A 16233-nucleotide genomic window follows, 5' to 3' on the forward strand; every position below is an offset into this window, starting at 1 on the left:
AATTTAGAAAAAAATCAATGATTTAAAGCAACAGCAATGAACTGATAATTTTCTTGGCCTAAGACGAATCAAAGTCCCCTATTTCTTTTAATTTAGAAATCTGATTTTTATATTTCAAATTTTGCTGATTTAAAGAATCCATCTTTTCACTCATAGAATCATTTTTTAGTTAATAATTCAATTTCTTCATCTTTTTTGTCGAACTGATCTCCAAATTCATCATATACCAATTCTTCAAGCAGACTTTTAACTGGTTTTCCGTTAATCATATAAATCAACCTTTTTTTGGAATCATTGAAAAAATAACTACAACATCAGTTAATTAAAGCAACAGCAAGGAATTGATAATTTTTCGAGCCTCAGGTGAATCAATATCCCCAATTTCTTTTAATTTAGAAATTTGATTTTTATATTTCAAATTTTGCTGATTTAAAGAATCTATCTTTTCACTCATAGAATCATTTTCTTTAGTTAATAATTCAATTTCTTCATCTTTTTTGTCAAGCTGATCTCCAAATTCAGCATATACTAATTTTTCAATTTCACTTTCAATATGTCTCATGTTAATCATCCCCAGCAACCTTTTTTGTTTTTTAGTGTTTGTAATGTTTTTTAATATCATCCCTCCAAGAATAACTCCAACGTCAATTTTAAGAAGATTATCTTGAATAATTGCATCATTATATAAGCGAGCTAATGATTCCACAACAGGAGGAGCAAATTTTTTTGAAATAAATTTTGAAACAAATGCCAAGTCAAGTGCTTCAATGTCAGTTAATTTTTCTCTATGTTTAACTTTATTAATAAGATTATCATATTTTTCCCATATTTCATCCTGACTGATATAAATATAATGAATTTTAATGAAAAGTGATGGTGCATACTCATAGAATTCAAATTCTTTTTTCGGATCAATATGGCACAATACCACCAAATACACAATCCCCGAATACATGAAACTAGCAAAAAGAATATACTTTGAAAATTTTTTCAAAGTTTTTTCATTAATTTCACCACTTTCTTCTTCAAAATTAATCAAAAGCCCCCCCCCATCAGTAAGATAATACTCATCAACCCTCCCAGAATCCAAATTAGGAAAAATTATTTCCTGAGGCAATCTGCTTTTAAATTCCCCAGGCAAGCTGAAATATTGATGTTGCCTCATACATTGAGCTGCCATCTGGTATTTCAACGTCCGGTCATTAATGTGATGGATTTGCTTTTTACCCACAGTAAAAACCTCCTTAATTTTTTTAAACTTCAATAAATAAACTATAACCTACAAATAAGTAATTAATCATTTAAAATCCAACATATATAAGGTTATGCTTTTTAAAAAGTAATTATTGTGCTTTAAATGAAATTTAACATGCGTATCTTAATATTTAGCTCAAGATAGAATAAGACACCCCATTTAAAAAAAAATGAATCAAATATATTGCAAAAATCAATATTACAATCAGAATATGAAAAATTACAAAAACTTTTATTAAAATCAAAAAACAGAAATTAAAATAATAGGTGAATTTAATGGATTTGATAGTAGCAAAGTTTGATGGAAATGCACTAGCAGACGGTGAAAAAATTAAAAATGCAGCCGCATCTGTCATAAAAGAATATGAAAAAGGCAATAAAGTAGTAGTAATAGCTTCAGCTACAAGCAACACTACTGATGAGCTCATAAAGCTTTCCACTGAAGCTGTTGGCAGGCTTTTGACAGATTCCCAAAAAGCCGAAATTATGGCAATGGGAGAGAGAACCAGTGCAAGACTATTAAAATCAGCCCTTGAAGCCCAGGGTGCAAAAGCAGAAGTTATCGACCCATATAATGATTTATGGCCTATTGTAACTGATACTAATTTTTTAGAGGCTAAAATTGATCTGATGCAGAGCCAGGCAAAAATCAATACCCTGAAAATCCTTTTAAATCAGGGCATAATTCCTGTTGTGTGCGGTTTTTTAGGAAAAGGACCTGGAGGAGAAGTAACAACATTAGGCCGTGGCGGAAGTGACATTACTGCATTTTTAATTGGAAATTCACTTGATGCAGATGAAATAATTATCGTAAGCGATGTTGACGGAGTTATGTCAAGTGATCCTGCACAGATTGAAAAGGCCAAACTGGTTAAGGAAATATCCGTTGAAGAACTTAGAAATCTCTCAACCAAAGGAGTGCAACTGATACATCCTCACGCATTGAAATATAAAACCAAAGATTTGTATGCAAAAATTATCAACTGTTCACATGTTGACCTCACAGCAAGCGGAACAGAAATTATAGGTCCTTTTGAAGACTCAACACTGAAAACAATTTCACTGTATGACTATCCTCTTTCAATAATAGCAATTGTGGGAGATTCACTATTGTCAAAAGAAGGAATACTTTCCGATTTGACACATCATTTGGCCGAAAACAATTTGAACATCTACAAATTATCAGTCACAGACAATTCAATTACCATTTTTGTAGACAAAAAGGAAGCCCAAAAAGCATATCACATACTGCATGATTTTGTTTTAGCAAGCGACATATTCAATTCCCTCTCATTGGGTCAGGACACAGCAATGATTACCATTGTAAGTCTTGACATCATTGAAAAACCGGGAATAATAGCTGCAATAACAGAACAGCTTAGAAAAAACAATATAAAAATAATTGAAATCAACTCATCACAAACAGCAATAGTTGTTATTGTTGACTGGAAAGACGGTGAGACCGCCAAAGAACTGATTGATGAAATTCTGGAATAGGGATTTGAAAAAAAATTACCTATCCAATTTACCGCTTTCCAACTCACTTCTTGAAAAATTACTCAACTCTAAAGCTTTTTCAATACCAAGTTCCTCCTTAATTTTAAGAGCCATAACAAACTCTCCTTGCTCAATACCCCAGAATCGAAACCTTCATTAAAAATCAATTGTTTTTGAAAATCCATAGCAGTTTTAGCTTCTTGCAATCCAATCACCTCTTCTAAGCGTTGAATATCCTTTAAAGTTTTTGCATATTTATGTATAACACATTTCATCTCAAATATCAATTCTAATTTGAATTCTTCATCTTCGATTTTGAGTAATTTAAGCAATTGACAAACTATTTCAAGAATTTGATTTTGATTTTCCTTATACATTCGCGGAATCATAATCAAATTCATCGCATCAACATTATCCAAAACCTCATTGTTTAATATTCTATCCCTTACATTAATTAATCTTTCCATACCACCCAAATCTGAATAGACAATGCTTTTTGGATTACAAATCAATGTTGGTGACCTATGAATCACATCAGAACTTATTGACGGAACCTGATCTGAAGTCAAAAAAGACATTACCGGCAATTCAGTTGCATATTCCAGATTAACCCGATACCTATTGATTTTTTCATAAGTTTCATTATTAACCTTGCCACTTTCATCCTCCCTGTTGACGACACAAATTTTTTCACCAATCTTTGCAAGATATGATGAATCCACTCTTGGCACACTACCACTTGCATTTGGATACTCGTTAGCTAACGGCCCCACATATTTTCCAGGAAGCTCAAAAAATTCATGAATTACATCACCGGCATATGCAGCCTGTCTTTTTGCAAGTGAATCTAAAGGCTTGTCCATTCTTTTTGTTTTCTTTTTACTACACATTTATCCCTCCTTCTAATTTCCGGAAATTAAATCATGCATGTATAATATTATTTAGCAACTTATATAAGTTTAATCTTTGAAATAAGAGCAATTATACAATTAAAAATAATATAAGCAACTTAAAACAATATTTAGGCCAAAATAATAAATTAGTGCATAAAAAGAAAATTGTTTTGATTCAAAAATATGATTTCATATGAAGTTGATATACCATCACCGCAAGAAAAAAATTAAAAATTACCCTAAGAATCAAAATTATGAAATGTAAAATCAAATAAATCAAAATAAAATGTAAAAACCATATTTTACTTAATCGTTTATGCAAGTATATGCCATTAAAAATCAGTCAACAAAAATAAAAAAAAGTTCGAAGCTACGGCAGTGCAACTTCGAACGGCATTTTTCACGACTTGTTAATTAGTCATTATAATATAACTTGTTCATGACATATAAATTAAATGGTTAGGTTGAAAATAGGTAAAAAGAAAAAAAGCAGATAATAAATTAAATCATAATTTAAAGCCAGTTCCAATAAACTGGGCAACATCACGGCCAGTATCATCTGAAATGTCAACATTAACAATAGAAGAAGTCCTGCCGTTTTTTCTGCATGTAGCTTTGGCTGTCAGTTTATCCCCTTTTGGAGCTGAAAGATAGTGAATGTCAACCTGCTGGGCAACAGTGAGCTGGTGAATCTGATTTGAAAGAACTGCAAAGGCAAAATCTGCCAGTGTGAATATTACTCCACCCATCACACCGCCATATGCATTTTTATGTTCATCTGTTAAAACCAAGCTGCAGATAGCTTCGCCTTCTGTTAATTCATCTAATGTTATTCCAGTATTTACTGCGAATTTGTCCTTGTAGAAAAATTCTCTTGCATTTTCTAATGAATCGAAATTAGCCATTTTAACACCAATAATATGATTTATCGAAACACTTTAATTAATATTTTGAAAAAAAAAAGTAGTCACTAAATAAGTACTTTCAGAGATTCCCACATCAAATAGACTGCTCCTAAAATTATCAGAACTGCAAATATTTTAGGGATATATTTTGTTTTTGAAATCAGCCTGTCCAAATCGATTTTTGAAATTAAAAAACTCAAAACAAACAATGTCAATGCAAAACCAAAACAATACAGTAAAATGTTTAATACTGCATAAGCACTGTCGGAACCCATAAGAAGTGCAATCAGAGAAATAAGATATGCGCTGTAACACGGAGTCCAAGAAACTGACGTTAAAAGACCTAAAATAAATGATCCGACTACACCTTCACCGCTTCTAGAAGAAACTGCTCCAAAAGAAATGGAGCGTCCGGCAAGCATCATAATTCCAATCACAAGAAGGATTAAAGCAGAGACTATTCGGATATAAAACATATAGCCGTAAACAATGGATGTGAAAAATCCTGTAAGAAATATTATGGCCACAAAGATACTTAAAAGTCCCAAAACGAATGCCAGTATTTCAGTTTTTGTTTTTGTCTTTAAGCTGAAAGCTACAAATATCGGAATTATAGGCAAAATACATGGTGACAATATTGAAATTACACCTGTAAAAAAGGAAATAAAAGGAAGTATTTCCATTTAAATCTCCTTAAGAGCGCTTAAAAACTCATCACTTTCCACATAACCTTCAATTTTTTGGACTGTCTTGCCGTTGCCGTCAACAAAATGAACTACAGGTGTTCCGAAAACCTGATATTTGCCGGCAATTTGAGGATTTTTGTTAATGTCAACCAAAAGAACAATGCATTTTTCATTAAGTTCCTTTTGGACATTTTTGTCACTTAAAACATTATCTTTCAACATGTCACAGTAAACACAGCTGTCCTGGTCAAATATTATTGCAACAGTTTTGTTCTGGCTTTGAGCTATGCTGAATGCACCGTCAATGTCAGTTGTGACATTCAGACCCTGAATTGCTCCGCTTTCAAAATCAACTGCACTTACAGCCATTGTTAATGTTAAAAGGACCATTACAGCAAGTCCTATTAAAATATATTTTTTCATGTTAATCACTATTAAAATTAGATATTAATATATTTTTATATCATAAAATGGTTGACGTTAATGTTAAACTATCTAATCATTAAAAAAAAAAGAATTGATTGTTGGCAAGCCAACAATCTTAAATTTATTCTCTTTTTGTGTTGAATTCATCTTTTGAGCGTATTCCCACAAGGGAAGCAAATATTGCAAGGACACATGCAACAGTACAGATTCCGCAGATTATCTGTGAAGCCTGCACAATCATTGCAGCATATTGGGGTTCAAGCTGCAGGTTGCCCATTACCCATGCAAATATCAAAGTCAGAAGCCCTAAACTCATGGTCTGACCTATTGTTCTCATTGTTGCCTGTGAAGCAGAAGCTGTTGGAGCATATTTCGGAGGAACTGAACTCATGATTGCGTTCATGTTCGGACTTGAGAAAAGTCCCATACCGATACCCTGCAGAATCATTGCCAATATGACAAAGTAAATCGGAGTGTCGCCGTTTAAAAATGTAAGTATCAGAAGAGCAACTGCAGCAATACTCATTCCAACTGCAGCAAGTTTTTGGGGATGGATTCTGTCTGAGAGCTTACCGGCATTCGGAGCCATTATAGCCATGATGATTGGAGTAATAATCAGTATCATACCTGACATCTGTGCATCCCATCCACGGACATACTGGAAATGATAATTCAAAATGGTTGTTACAACCATAATAGCCAGATAGCTGCACAGTGCAGCCACATTGGATGATGTGAACTTGCTGTTTTTAAACAGATTCATATTGAATACCGGTGAGGACTGTCTCAGCTCATAGGCGCCGAAGATACATAAAATCACAAGCCCCACTATTGTCATAACAAGTCCCTGAGTGGTTACAAGTGATGTAAATCCGTAGATGAATGTCAAAATACCTATTGCCCATAATATTGAACCTAACTTATCGATAGGCTGGCCTTCATATGTTTTCCACTCCTGCGGAATTTTTACTGCCATCAAAATAATACATAATACCAAAAATGGAATTACAAAGTAAAACATTGCCCTCCATCCGAGATTGTGTACCAGAAATCCGCAGATAACTGGTGAAAGGGATGTTGCAAGATATACTCCTGTTACTGTAAAACCAAGTGCCTTTCCACGATTTTGAGGTTTGACCGCCTGGACCACCATTGCCATTGCAGACACATTTAAAAATGCAACTCCTGCTCCCTGAATGATTCTGAATACCAGAAATGATTCAGTTGAAAAGGAAAGGACTGCACCGATAGATCCCAGCAGAAACACGATGATTCCTGCAAGAAGTGATTTTTTAACTCCGAATTTTCCTGAAATCTGACCTGCCGGAACGGTAAATACCGCCACAACAAGGAAAAATATTGTTGGAATCCAGTTCTGGATTACATTGTTCATTACAAATTCCTGTGCAATAGCCGGAACACCAATGATTATTCCGTTTGATAAAAACACTGCAAAAAAGGATGTAATGAATGAAATAAATATGACATATGTTTCAAATTCTATTTTCATAATAACTACTCCCATATAATCTTCATTGAATTGATTGAAATTTCTTTTATTCTTTTTTTAAGTTCCTCATCGCCATCAGTCAGTCCCACTTCACTTTCCCAGTCTCTTGAGATTTGCCTTATCTTTGGAACCAGTTCATTGGCTTTTGGTGTTGTATTTAACATGTATTTGCGTCTGTTTTTAGGATTGATTTCTCTTATTATATATCCATCATCCTCAAGTTTTTTTACAATCTTGGCTATGTTTCCTTTGCTCTGACCTGAGAAATTTACCAAATCGTCCTGTGATGAATTCGGACGGTCATGAATGAATAATATAAATCTTAAATCATAATCCAGATTCATATCACCAAGCTTCAAATTGAGATATTTCAGCTGGTTTTTAGAAATATTATGAATCCATGCCGCAAAGGGTGCCCTGTCAAACATTTCACTATCCATGATTATACTTTGAGTTAAGAGCATATAAATGTTTCTAATGAAACTGTTAAAAATGAAACTAAAAACCTTAACGTTTAAATGCTAAATTTAACAAATATTATATAACATAAATTTAAAATCTTATTAATGAGGGATAGCATGGATAAGAAAGAGTTAATAATACTTGGAATAATTGCAGTTGTTGCAGTTGTTATCGCAGCAATCATATTGGCTCCTCAAATAGATGCCAAATCAACAAGTATTGAAATTTTAAACGAAAAAAACATTGGAGAAAACGGTACCTTATATATAAAATTGAAAGATAATGAAAAGGGTGCCCTCGCAAATCAATCAGTCCATATTAAACTTACCGATAAGAAAAATAAGGTTATTTATGAAAAAACCGTTAAAACTCATACGACAGGAGTTGCAATCGTCAAGCTGAAAAATGTAACTGGAGGCGACTATAACATCAACATAACATACGATGGAGATGCTAACTTTACAGGATGTAGCCTTTCACAAAAAATAACAGTCCAAGGAGAAGTTGTTGACGATCCTATTGCAAACAGCACACTCATTCAGCAAACCCTTGCAGAAGACAATCAGGATAACAATGATGACTCACAAGACTCACAGAGTTCATCAGACTCATCATATTCATCTGACAATTCATACACTCCGTCACAAAGTTCATCCTCTTCTTCAAGTAGTAGTAGTTCACGTAGTGACAGCGGCGACCTGCCTCAATACGATGAAGACGGATTGATAAACTACGATGAAGACGGATATGTCAACTACGATGAGGACGGTAACGTGATAAATTAACTTAAATAATAGCTTACAATCGGCTATTATTTCTATTTTTTATTTTTTTATTTTTCAAGTGAAAACATGATATTACTGAGTTTTGATATTGAAGAGTTTGACGGACCATTAGAGCATGGCGTAGATTATTCTCTTGAAGAAGGAATGAAAGTGTCCGTTGAAGGCACAAATCTTATTTTGGACGTGTTAAAGTCAAATAACGTAAGGGCGACATTTTTCTGTACAGGAAACTTTGCCGAAAATGCACCTGAGGTCATGGAACGCATAATTAAGGAAGGTCACGAAGTTGCATGCCACGGAGTGGATCACTGGCAGCCTAAAGAGACTGATTTTGCCCGTTCAAAGGAAATCGTCGAAGGCATTACCGGCCTTACAGTAACAGGCTATCGCCAGCCACGCATGTTTCCGGTTGTGGAATCTGAAATCAAGCGTGTTGGATACAGGTACAATTCATCACTCAATCCGGCATTTATTCCTGGCCGTTACATGAATTTAAGAACACCCCGAACATGGTTTATGAAAGACGGAGTCATGCAGATTCCCGCTTCAGTAACACCAATTTTAAGATTTCCACTGTTCTGGCTTTCACTGCACAACCTGCCTGAAGGACTGTATCACCGAATGGTTCGCCGTGTGCTTAACCACGACGGATATTTCGTAACATATTTCCATCCGTGGGAATTTTACGAGCTTAAAGAGCATCCTGAGTTCAACATGCCATTTATCATAAAAAACCACAGCGGAAGCGAGATGGTTAAGCGTCTGGACAATCTTGTAAAGATGCTTAAAAATCATGGCCACCGGTTCATAACCTATGATGAGTTTGTAAATGTTAAACTAAAAAATAATGATTAAATAATATCTCTTATAAATATACCAACATGTATGAAAAGAGAGACTTGTTAGGTATATTATTTTTTGGAGTGGCAATTGTAATATTGCTTTGTATGTTTATCTCCCCTCTGGCAAATACCTTTATCCACGTTGATGAATACTGGACATACACTCTTGTGAATCTGCCTTTCATCGATGGAATGAAGGTGGCATTTCATGACGTCCATCCTCCATTGTACTATATGATATTGTATTTGCTGACTCCTTTCGGTTTGGACAATCTCTATCTTTTAAAAGTCGCATCAATAATCCCATACATTCTTATTATGATAGTTTCAGCTACAAAAATCCGCGAGGATTACGGCTGGCTGACAGCAGGACTATTTGTATTCAGCATAGGAATCATGAGTGACTTTTTCGTGGAGTTTCTGACAATCCGGATGTATTCATGGGGACTATTTTTTGTTTTGATGGCGTTCCTTTATTATAATGACGTTATGACCAAATGGGACAAGAAATCTTGGGTGCTTCTGACACTGTTTACGCTTTTATCCGCCTATACACAATACTTCTTTGCAATCCCGTGTGCACTGATGTATCTGATTATTCTGGTGGAAATTCTGACCAACCAGAAAGACAAGCTAAAACAATTTGGGAAATCCCTGCTGGCACTGATTATTCTTTATGCTCCATGGGGACTTGTTTTCATTCGCCAGATTTCAACCGAAGCTGCAGGATCACATGAAGGCTTTGAAATGTCAAGCCTTGTGCATTATATGTTAGGATTTGCAATTAAAAGCGAAAACTTCAGAGCCGACAGCATAATATTCAAGATAGTTGCACTGGTATTTCTGATTTTGATTTTATACTTGATTTACGAGAAAAAGGACAAGTTTGCAGCTTCAGGAATATTCATAATGTATGCAACAATAGGAATCGGAATAATCTCTTTGATGTTTTCATTTGAAAACACCATGAGAATAAGATATCTTGTTCCGCTGTTTGGACTGTTCTGGCTTTCAGCTTCAATCATTATAGGTAAAATTGAAAACAACAGACTTCTTTTAGTTGCGCTCATTCTGGTAATTGTACTGGCAGGTGCAAGTCTGACAATTACAAGCCATGATATAGATTCAAGAATGACAACCAATCATGAAAAGTACACATTCCTTGACAGCATCAACAACAACAGCACAGTAGTTGTCTACAATACCGATTACGGATACAGAATCCTGCACACTGATTTGAACAAGACAAAACAGTACACGGTAAGTGACACATATTACTACAGTGACGACGTTGAAATCTGCAAGGACCTGGATCAGATTCTAAATAAAAGTGCAGGCAAAAACGTGTATCTTGTAAACTGGAAACATACCGATAAAAACAAGAAATACGAAGACAAGTATAATCTGAGCTCAAAATATGACGCCGGACACTATGCCTTCTATCTAATAAATACAAATTCAACAAAATAACAATAAACGATTGCGTCAAAAACTTTTTTTGACGTAATTATTCTTTATTTTTTTCTGTAAATACAATAAGCTTTGAGAAAACGTAATTCAAAATGATTACAATTATCTGAACGACTGTTTTTGAAATGAAATCACCTAAAACCAGAACGTCAATGAAAAGATACATCAAAGCTGTATCAACAACACCTGAAAAGATTCTTCCTCCGAAAAAGAGAGACATTTCCTTTAGGATATCAGGACTTTTACTTTCAAATACCCATTTTCTGTTGGTGATGTATGCAAACAGCACAGAAAAGAACCATGCAAGGGCATTTGCAATAAGATAATTGAGTCCAAGGCCTACAAAAATGAAATAGGTAACAAAATTAACCACAAATGTGAAAAATCCAAAAACAACGTATAAAATAAGTTCCCTATCTATAGCTATCATTTTCATACTTAATCCTCATTGATATTTGATTCCTTTACAAGATAAATCGGTCTTCTTTTTGTTTCAGTATATGTCTTTTCCAGGTATTTTCCCACAATTCCAATTGAAAGCAGTTGTACACTTCCCAAAAATAGAATTACAGACATTATTGTAGCAAAACCTTGAACAGGGTCTGAATAAAGCAGATATTTCAATATAATGAAAATCATATAGGCAAATGCAACGAGTGAAAAGATAAATCCTAAAAATATAACAATGGATAGAGGAACTGTTGAAAATGCTATAATTCCTTCCATGGAATAGCGAACAAGAGCCCGGAATGACCATGTGGTTTCACCGACCATTCTTTCAATGTTTTCATATTCAATCCATTTGGTGTTATATCCTACCCAATTAAAGAGTCCTTTTGAAAAACGGTTATACTCGGAAAGCTCCATTACAGAATCTACGACCTGTCTTGTCATCACGCGAAAGTCAGTTGCTCCCTCCACCAGGTCCATTCGTGAAATCCTATTGAATACCTTATAAAACATATGGGAGAAAAAGGATTTGATTTTAGGTTCGCCCTTTCTTGAAACCCTTCTTGCAGCGGCAACATCATAACCCTCATGCACTATTGATTCAATCATTTTAGGAATCAGACTTGGAGGGTGCTGCAAATCTGCATCAATAAGGCATACCAAATCTCCGGAAGCATTCTTCAAACCGGCATAAATTGCAGATTCCTTACCGAAATTCCTTGAAAAAGATAAATACTTGACATTTGAATTTTCATTAGCCAAATTCCTGATTTCATCAAGAGTATTGTCACTGGAACCGTCATTGATAAATATTACTTCAAAACCCTTACCCGGAAGTATGTTTTGAATTTCCTTTAAAAAAATTCCAACAGATTCCTCCTCATTATAACATGGAACAACAATACTCAAAAAAACCATAATAAGATATTTATTGGACATATTATAAATAAGTTCCAACTGTCAAAAAGAAATATCTGCATTCAAACATTAATTAATATACGAAAAATAAGAAATAAGGAGAATATTTAAAATCTCCAAATTAACTCTAAACTTATTTAACATCCAAAGGAGTCACATTATTCAGTTGATTGAACTTGTTTAACGCATCATCATACTTTTTCAAATCTACATGAGATCCGTTATAATCTGTCCAGAAAGAGACTGCCATTTTTTTACCGTCAAGCTCAATCAGTTCAACTACACCTGTTTCATTGTTTACACCGTCTGTGAAATTAAATGTGTTTGGAGTAGCACCGGGAACTACTGTATAATTGACATCAGTACTGTTTTTAAAAAAATCATCGACATCTTTATCAAAGACATCAATTTCAATCTTATCTGCTGAATTTGAGTAGCTTCCATTGCCCAAGTTATCAAATCCGTCACTTACCTTCAAGTTTCCGATGTCTGCTGCTGCAACTATCCCAACAGTACAGACAAGTACTAAAACAAATAACAAAATTTTTTTCATGTTTTTCACCTGTACTTTAATATATGTAGGCAAAGCTTTAAAAATATTTTGGAATACCTAAAAAAATTTAATATGAAAATCAATTTAGAATAACTTCCACAGATTAATTATTTAATTTTAAAAATTAACCAATAATTAGAACATAAAAAAACAAGGAACTACCTACTAATCATCATGCGAGAATTGGGCGATACCGCCCTACTTTTTAATTATCGCCCCTAAATTAACATTAACATCAGAGTTTTGGCATTGAAGACATAGTTTTGAAACTGTTTGATACACCCATTTGAAAAAATGATTGAATTGCAAAGAGTCCCATATTAATGCAAATGTTCATCTAATGAAAATTAAAAAAGCAGATATCGATTAGATTAAATCTAAACTCAATTATTTGACATGAAAAGTAATAGAAAAAGTAGATGAAGTCAATCATCTACTTTACTTTAACTGTTGTTTTAATGGTGTCCTTAAGGTAAGTCACTTTGACAGTGTAGGTTTTGCCTTTCTTAAGCTTTTTGATGACATTCTTGCTCAAGGTCTTTTGCGCAACACCTTTAACGTTGGTTTTGGCCTTGTAGGTTTTGCCGTTGAACTTGAATGTTATCCATTTGCCTTTGACAACTTTGCCGTTGATTTTAAGGGTTGCCTTTAAGGTAAACTTCTTGGCTGTCTTTTTGACAGTGACCTTACTTGTTGTGAGGACATGTTTTACGGTGACTGTGCTTTTAACTGATTTTCCATTATATGTGGTTGTCATTGTGTATTTTTTAGGAACATTAGTTATCTTGATTTTAGCCACACCATTGCTGTCGGTTTTGACAGAGGATGTTTTTCCGTCGATTGTGAATTTTACAGTTTCACCCGCACCGACTGCATGGCCGTCAGCGGTCACTACCGTAACTGAGAAGTAATTGTCGCCATCATAGTCAACGGAAATGTCCTTAGCATCAATGACTTTGGTATCATCCGCAAGAGTGTATGCCTTTACACAGTTGACATAACCAGCAACGGTGGTATCCTGCCATTCACCACCAACAAATTGCTGTGATGAATTAACAATATAATGCTGCCTTGAAGAAAAGGATATGGGAACGACATTTGACTTGATTTCTACAATGAATTCATCGCCTTCTTTGATTGGAACATATGAATCCAACTTGACTGTATGGTAACCTGAAAACGGAGAAAGACCGCTTTGCACAAGGACCAACTTGTCGTTTACATATATTCTGATTGTGTATTCAACATTGGTATCGTTGAAGTAGGTTCCAACACCTGCAATCAGATCATCATCAACGGCCAAATAGATATTTCTATATTGGTCTGAATTATTCAAATACCAGAACCTTCCGCCAATGTCATATTGGTAATTCTTATTGTATATGACTGTGTTTTCCAGAGGGAATGCATATGATGATGAGATTGTTGAAAGGCCAGTGTCGTAGTAGGAGACGTACATGTACCCATTCTCCAGAGCATCGGCACCCCAACTGTTTTTAATGATCCATGCGCCTTTTCCAGGAGCTCCAGCTATTTCCATATTGTCATCCCAACCGACCAAAGTAACTCCGTGGTTGACTTTAGGAGTTCCATTGTAATACTGATAAGTACCAGCACTTTGAACTGCCCAATAGTTAATGAATAAAGCGCCGTATTTTAAAATGGCCCATTTCATCGCATCATTGTCTGTGGAATTTTGACGAGGCGGAACGATGACAACGTCCTGGAAATGAATGCTGTTGTTGACTGCAAAAATCGGTGAGATTTTACCGAGCTGGTCATAAACATCGTATTCCTCACCGAATACTCCAAACCAGCTTAATGCATAATTGACAGCAGCTTCTGGAGAATTACCTTCCGTAAACGGTTTCATACCATACATAAAGTATTTCAATGACATGTCTTCCATGTTATTTTCGGAAAGATCCATTTCAATGCCTAAAAATCTCAATATTGAAGATTCCATGGCTCCGGAGGACCCGAATGTCCAGCAGGCATTTTTACCGAATTGGTTTTTGACCGGAGTGAGCCATCCCCAATCACGCAGATCAAACCTGGAAGGAAGAGTGGTCACGTCAATGCTGTTGTCGATTAAAGTTAAGTTCATTCCCTCAATAGCAACTATTGTAGCGTAATTTACATTGCCTATACTTATTGAATCATCACCGCTATAGGTATTATTGCCTATGTCCGAAATATTGTCGAATACTGAGAAGATGTCATCATAGCTGCCATTGAAATTGGCATTGGCCTTGAATGTGTTGCCTGAAATATTGTATGATGCATCATAGAGATATAATGCTGAACCCCCATGAGCGCAATTGCGTGTGAAATTGGAACCTGCCAATGTAAGCTGACTCATGTCACAATAGATTGCACCGCCAAAAGAGCCTCTTTCTCCGCCATACAATGCATAATTGTTATCGAATGTTGAGTTTGAAATTGAAACATTGGCGTTGGATACGTATACTGCACCGCCGTCAAAGGTCACATAGTTATCTGTGAAAGTGGTGTTGTCTATAGCAATGTTGCCTCCCAGGTGCAATATGGCTCCCCCAAAACCGGATGAACAGTTACTGAAAGTGGTGTCTTTAATTATGAGAGCACCTGTATTCGGATGTTGATAACCCATAACATCTGAAAATATGGCTCCTCCGTTCTTATCTGAAATGACATTGACAAAAGTACAATTCTCGATTATGCATTCATCAAACTCTTTTGCAGCAATGGCTCCTGCAGTAATAGTTGCCTCCAGATTGATGAATTTGGTGTTCTTAACGCGTGTTTTTCCGCTGACCTTCATTGCAGCCGAATAATTGGAAGTAGTATTAGCGAATATTGAATTCAGTACTGTGACATTTGACTGACCCATGGATTGAATGAAACCCCATGACAATTGTTTGGAGCTCATCATCAAAGCATTATCAACATTCAATACACTAGATGCCGCCAATATGACTCCTGTTCCGGAAACCGTTGCATCAAGGAATTTATCGTTGTTACTGTTATATGTTGCCATCTCAACATAGACTATACAATTCTCTGCAGTGTTGTTCTCAAAAGTCACATTATTTGTTGTCAGGGAAAAACCAGGATCGATATATATCGCACTGCCCAGAGACCGGTTTCCATTTATAAACTTAATGTTATTTAATGTAACATTGGTTCCATCAATATTGAGTATCCTTCCATAGTTATCCGCATCGAGAGTATGGCCATTGCCCTCTATTACAAGATTATTATTTTCAATAGTTATCCCGATTACATTATCAGTTTCATTATTAAACTTATAGTCCCTAGTAAGATTTAAAACTCCAGTTGCATTACCAATTTCATGAGACAAATCAGTAAATGACCCTTCACCAGTCGTATAAACTTCATTCTGTGTATTTTCTAAAATATTGTCTTCTTGTACCGTTTGTAGGATTTCTTGGCTACCATTGCCTGCATCATCACCGGAAACGGCATCCGCTGCGCAGGCGGCACCCACCGACATGATTAAAACAAGCATGATAATCAGTATTTTCAAAACCTTCATAGTTATCACAGATAAATATATGTCAAAAACTATGATATAAATTA

15 protein-coding genes are annotated in these 16233 nt (G+C 35.1%); 4 read left to right on the plus strand and 11 right to left on the minus strand.

The window, feature by feature from the left end; genetic code table 11:
- Nucleotides 1-322 precede the first annotated feature (322 nt).
- Complete coding sequence (locus tag QZU75_RS06555) at nt 323-1231, minus strand: hypothetical protein (RefSeq protein WP_296882445.1); 909 nt, start codon at nt 1229-1231, stop codon at nt 323-325.
- Nucleotides 1232-1530: 299 nt separating this feature from the next.
- On the opposite strand from QZU75_RS06555, the gene QZU75_RS06560 reads away from it, so the two are divergent.
- Nucleotides 1531-2751, plus strand: coding sequence for an aspartate kinase (locus QZU75_RS06560; RefSeq protein WP_296882446.1), 1221 nt, complete (start codon nt 1531-1533; stop codon nt 2749-2751).
- Nucleotides 2752-2819: 68 nt separating this feature from the next.
- Here QZU75_RS06560 and QZU75_RS06565 read toward each other — a convergent pair whose 3' ends face one another.
- The 6 genes from QZU75_RS06565 to QZU75_RS06590 all read right to left on the minus strand — a co-directional run bounded on the left by QZU75_RS06565 (nt 2820) and on the right by QZU75_RS06590 (nt 7611).
- The gene (locus tag QZU75_RS06565; RefSeq protein ID WP_296882448.1) at nt 2820-3641 is read right to left on the minus strand and encodes a hypothetical protein; all 822 of its coding nucleotides are present in this window, start codon (nt 3639-3641) and stop codon (nt 2820-2822) included.
- A 509-nt stretch (nt 3642-4150) separates the two neighbouring features.
- Nucleotides 4151-4549, minus strand: coding sequence for a PaaI family thioesterase (locus QZU75_RS06570; RefSeq protein ID WP_296882449.1), 399 nt, complete (start codon nt 4547-4549; stop codon nt 4151-4153).
- 65 nt (nt 4550-4614) lie between these two features.
- The gene (locus tag QZU75_RS06575) at nt 4615-5232 is read right to left on the minus strand and encodes a cytochrome c biogenesis CcdA family protein (RefSeq protein WP_296882451.1); all 618 of its coding nucleotides are present in this window, start codon (nt 5230-5232) and stop codon (nt 4615-4617) included.
- A complete protein-coding gene (locus tag QZU75_RS06580) occupies nt 5233-5658 on the minus strand; it encodes a thioredoxin family protein (protein ID WP_296882453.1) in 426 nt (141 codons plus the stop codon).
- A gap of 124 nt (nt 5659-5782) precedes the next feature.
- A complete protein-coding gene (locus tag QZU75_RS06585; RefSeq protein WP_296882455.1) occupies nt 5783-7171 on the minus strand; it encodes an MFS transporter in 1389 nt (462 codons plus the stop codon).
- Nucleotides 7172-7176: 5 nt separating this feature from the next.
- Nucleotides 7177-7611 carry a MarR family winged helix-turn-helix transcriptional regulator gene (locus QZU75_RS06590; protein ID WP_296882457.1) on the minus strand — a complete coding sequence of 145 codons (435 nt, stop codon included), beginning with the start codon at nt 7609-7611 and terminating at the stop codon, nt 7177-7179.
- 138 nt (nt 7612-7749) lie between these two features.
- Between QZU75_RS06590 and QZU75_RS06595 the strand changes: the two genes are divergently transcribed.
- The 3 genes from QZU75_RS06595 (at nt 7750) to QZU75_RS06605 (ending at nt 10730) form a co-directional block, all read left to right on the plus strand.
- Nucleotides 7750-8418 (plus strand): DUF3244 domain-containing protein, encoded by a 669-nt coding sequence (locus tag QZU75_RS06595; RefSeq protein ID WP_296882458.1) that lies wholly within the window; start codon nt 7750-7752, stop codon nt 8416-8418.
- 66 nt (nt 8419-8484) lie between these two features.
- Nucleotides 8485-9273 (plus strand): polysaccharide deacetylase family protein, encoded by a 789-nt coding sequence (locus QZU75_RS06600; RefSeq protein ID WP_296882459.1) that lies wholly within the window; start codon nt 8485-8487, stop codon nt 9271-9273.
- Between the two features lie 26 nt (nt 9274-9299).
- Nucleotides 9300-10730 (plus strand): hypothetical protein, encoded by a 1431-nt coding sequence (locus QZU75_RS06605; RefSeq protein WP_296882460.1) that lies wholly within the window; start codon nt 9300-9302, stop codon nt 10728-10730.
- Between the two features lie 37 nt (nt 10731-10767).
- On the opposite strand, the gene QZU75_RS06610 is transcribed toward QZU75_RS06605, so the two are convergent.
- The 4 genes from QZU75_RS06610 to QZU75_RS06625 all read right to left on the minus strand — a co-directional run bounded on the left by QZU75_RS06610 (nt 10768) and on the right by QZU75_RS06625 (nt 16189).
- Nucleotides 10768-11166 (minus strand): GtrA family protein, encoded by a 399-nt coding sequence (locus tag QZU75_RS06610; protein ID WP_296882461.1) that lies wholly within the window; start codon nt 11164-11166, stop codon nt 10768-10770.
- 2 nt (nt 11167-11168) lie between these two features.
- Entirely contained in the window at nt 11169-12098 is a 930-nt protein-coding gene (locus QZU75_RS06615; protein WP_296882462.1) for a glycosyltransferase family 2 protein, read from the minus strand.
- A 133-nt stretch (nt 12099-12231) separates the two neighbouring features.
- Entirely contained in the window at nt 12232-12651 is a 420-nt protein-coding gene (locus tag QZU75_RS06620; protein WP_296882464.1) for a hypothetical protein, read from the minus strand.
- A 433-nt stretch (nt 12652-13084) separates the two neighbouring features.
- The gene (locus QZU75_RS06625) at nt 13085-16189 is read right to left on the minus strand and encodes a C1 family peptidase (protein ID WP_296882466.1); all 3105 of its coding nucleotides are present in this window, start codon (nt 16187-16189) and stop codon (nt 13085-13087) included.
- Nucleotides 16190-16233 lie beyond the last annotated feature (44 nt).

Source organism: uncultured Methanobrevibacter sp. (assembly GCF_902764455.1).
In the GTDB taxonomy this organism is placed as follows: Archaea; Methanobacteriota; Methanobacteria; order Methanobacteriales; family Methanobacteriaceae; genus Methanocatella.

Bases quoted from the DNA above. Each gene is read 5' to 3' on its own strand.
- QZU75_RS06560 (WP_296882446.1), top strand. From the start codon at position 1,531: ATGGATTTGATAGTAGCAAAGTTTGATGGAAATGCACTAGCAGACGGT.
- QZU75_RS06565 (WP_296882448.1), bottom strand. From the start codon at position 3,641: ATGTGTAGTAAAAAGAAAACAAAAAGAATGGACAAGCCTTTAGATTCA.
- QZU75_RS06570 (WP_296882449.1), bottom strand. From the start codon at position 4,549: ATGGCTAATTTCGATTCATTAGAAAATGCAAGAGAATTTTTCTACAAG.
- QZU75_RS06575 (WP_296882451.1), bottom strand. From the start codon at position 5,232: ATGGAAATACTTCCTTTTATTTCCTTTTTTACAGGTGTAATTTCAATA.
- QZU75_RS06580 (WP_296882453.1), bottom strand. From the start codon at position 5,658: ATGAAAAAATATATTTTAATAGGACTTGCTGTAATGGTCCTTTTAACA.
- QZU75_RS06585 (WP_296882455.1), bottom strand. From the start codon at position 7,171: ATGAAAATAGAATTTGAAACATATGTCATATTTATTTCATTCATTACA.
- QZU75_RS06590 (WP_296882457.1), bottom strand. From the start codon at position 7,611: ATGGATAGTGAAATGTTTGACAGGGCACCCTTTGCGGCATGGATTCAT.
- QZU75_RS06595 (WP_296882458.1), top strand. From the start codon at position 7,750: ATGGATAAGAAAGAGTTAATAATACTTGGAATAATTGCAGTTGTTGCA.
- QZU75_RS06600 (WP_296882459.1), top strand. From the start codon at position 8,485: ATGATATTACTGAGTTTTGATATTGAAGAGTTTGACGGACCATTAGAG.
- QZU75_RS06605 (WP_296882460.1), top strand. From the start codon at position 9,300: ATGTATGAAAAGAGAGACTTGTTAGGTATATTATTTTTTGGAGTGGCA.
- QZU75_RS06610 (WP_296882461.1), bottom strand. From the start codon at position 11,166: ATGAAAATGATAGCTATAGATAGGGAACTTATTTTATACGTTGTTTTT.
- QZU75_RS06615 (WP_296882462.1), bottom strand. From the start codon at position 12,098: ATGGTTTTTTTGAGTATTGTTGTTCCATGTTATAATGAGGAGGAATCT.
- QZU75_RS06620 (WP_296882464.1), bottom strand. From the start codon at position 12,651: ATGAAAAAAATTTTGTTATTTGTTTTAGTACTTGTCTGTACTGTTGGG.
- QZU75_RS06625 (WP_296882466.1), bottom strand. From the start codon at position 16,189: ATGAAGGTTTTGAAAATACTGATTATCATGCTTGTTTTAATCATGTCG.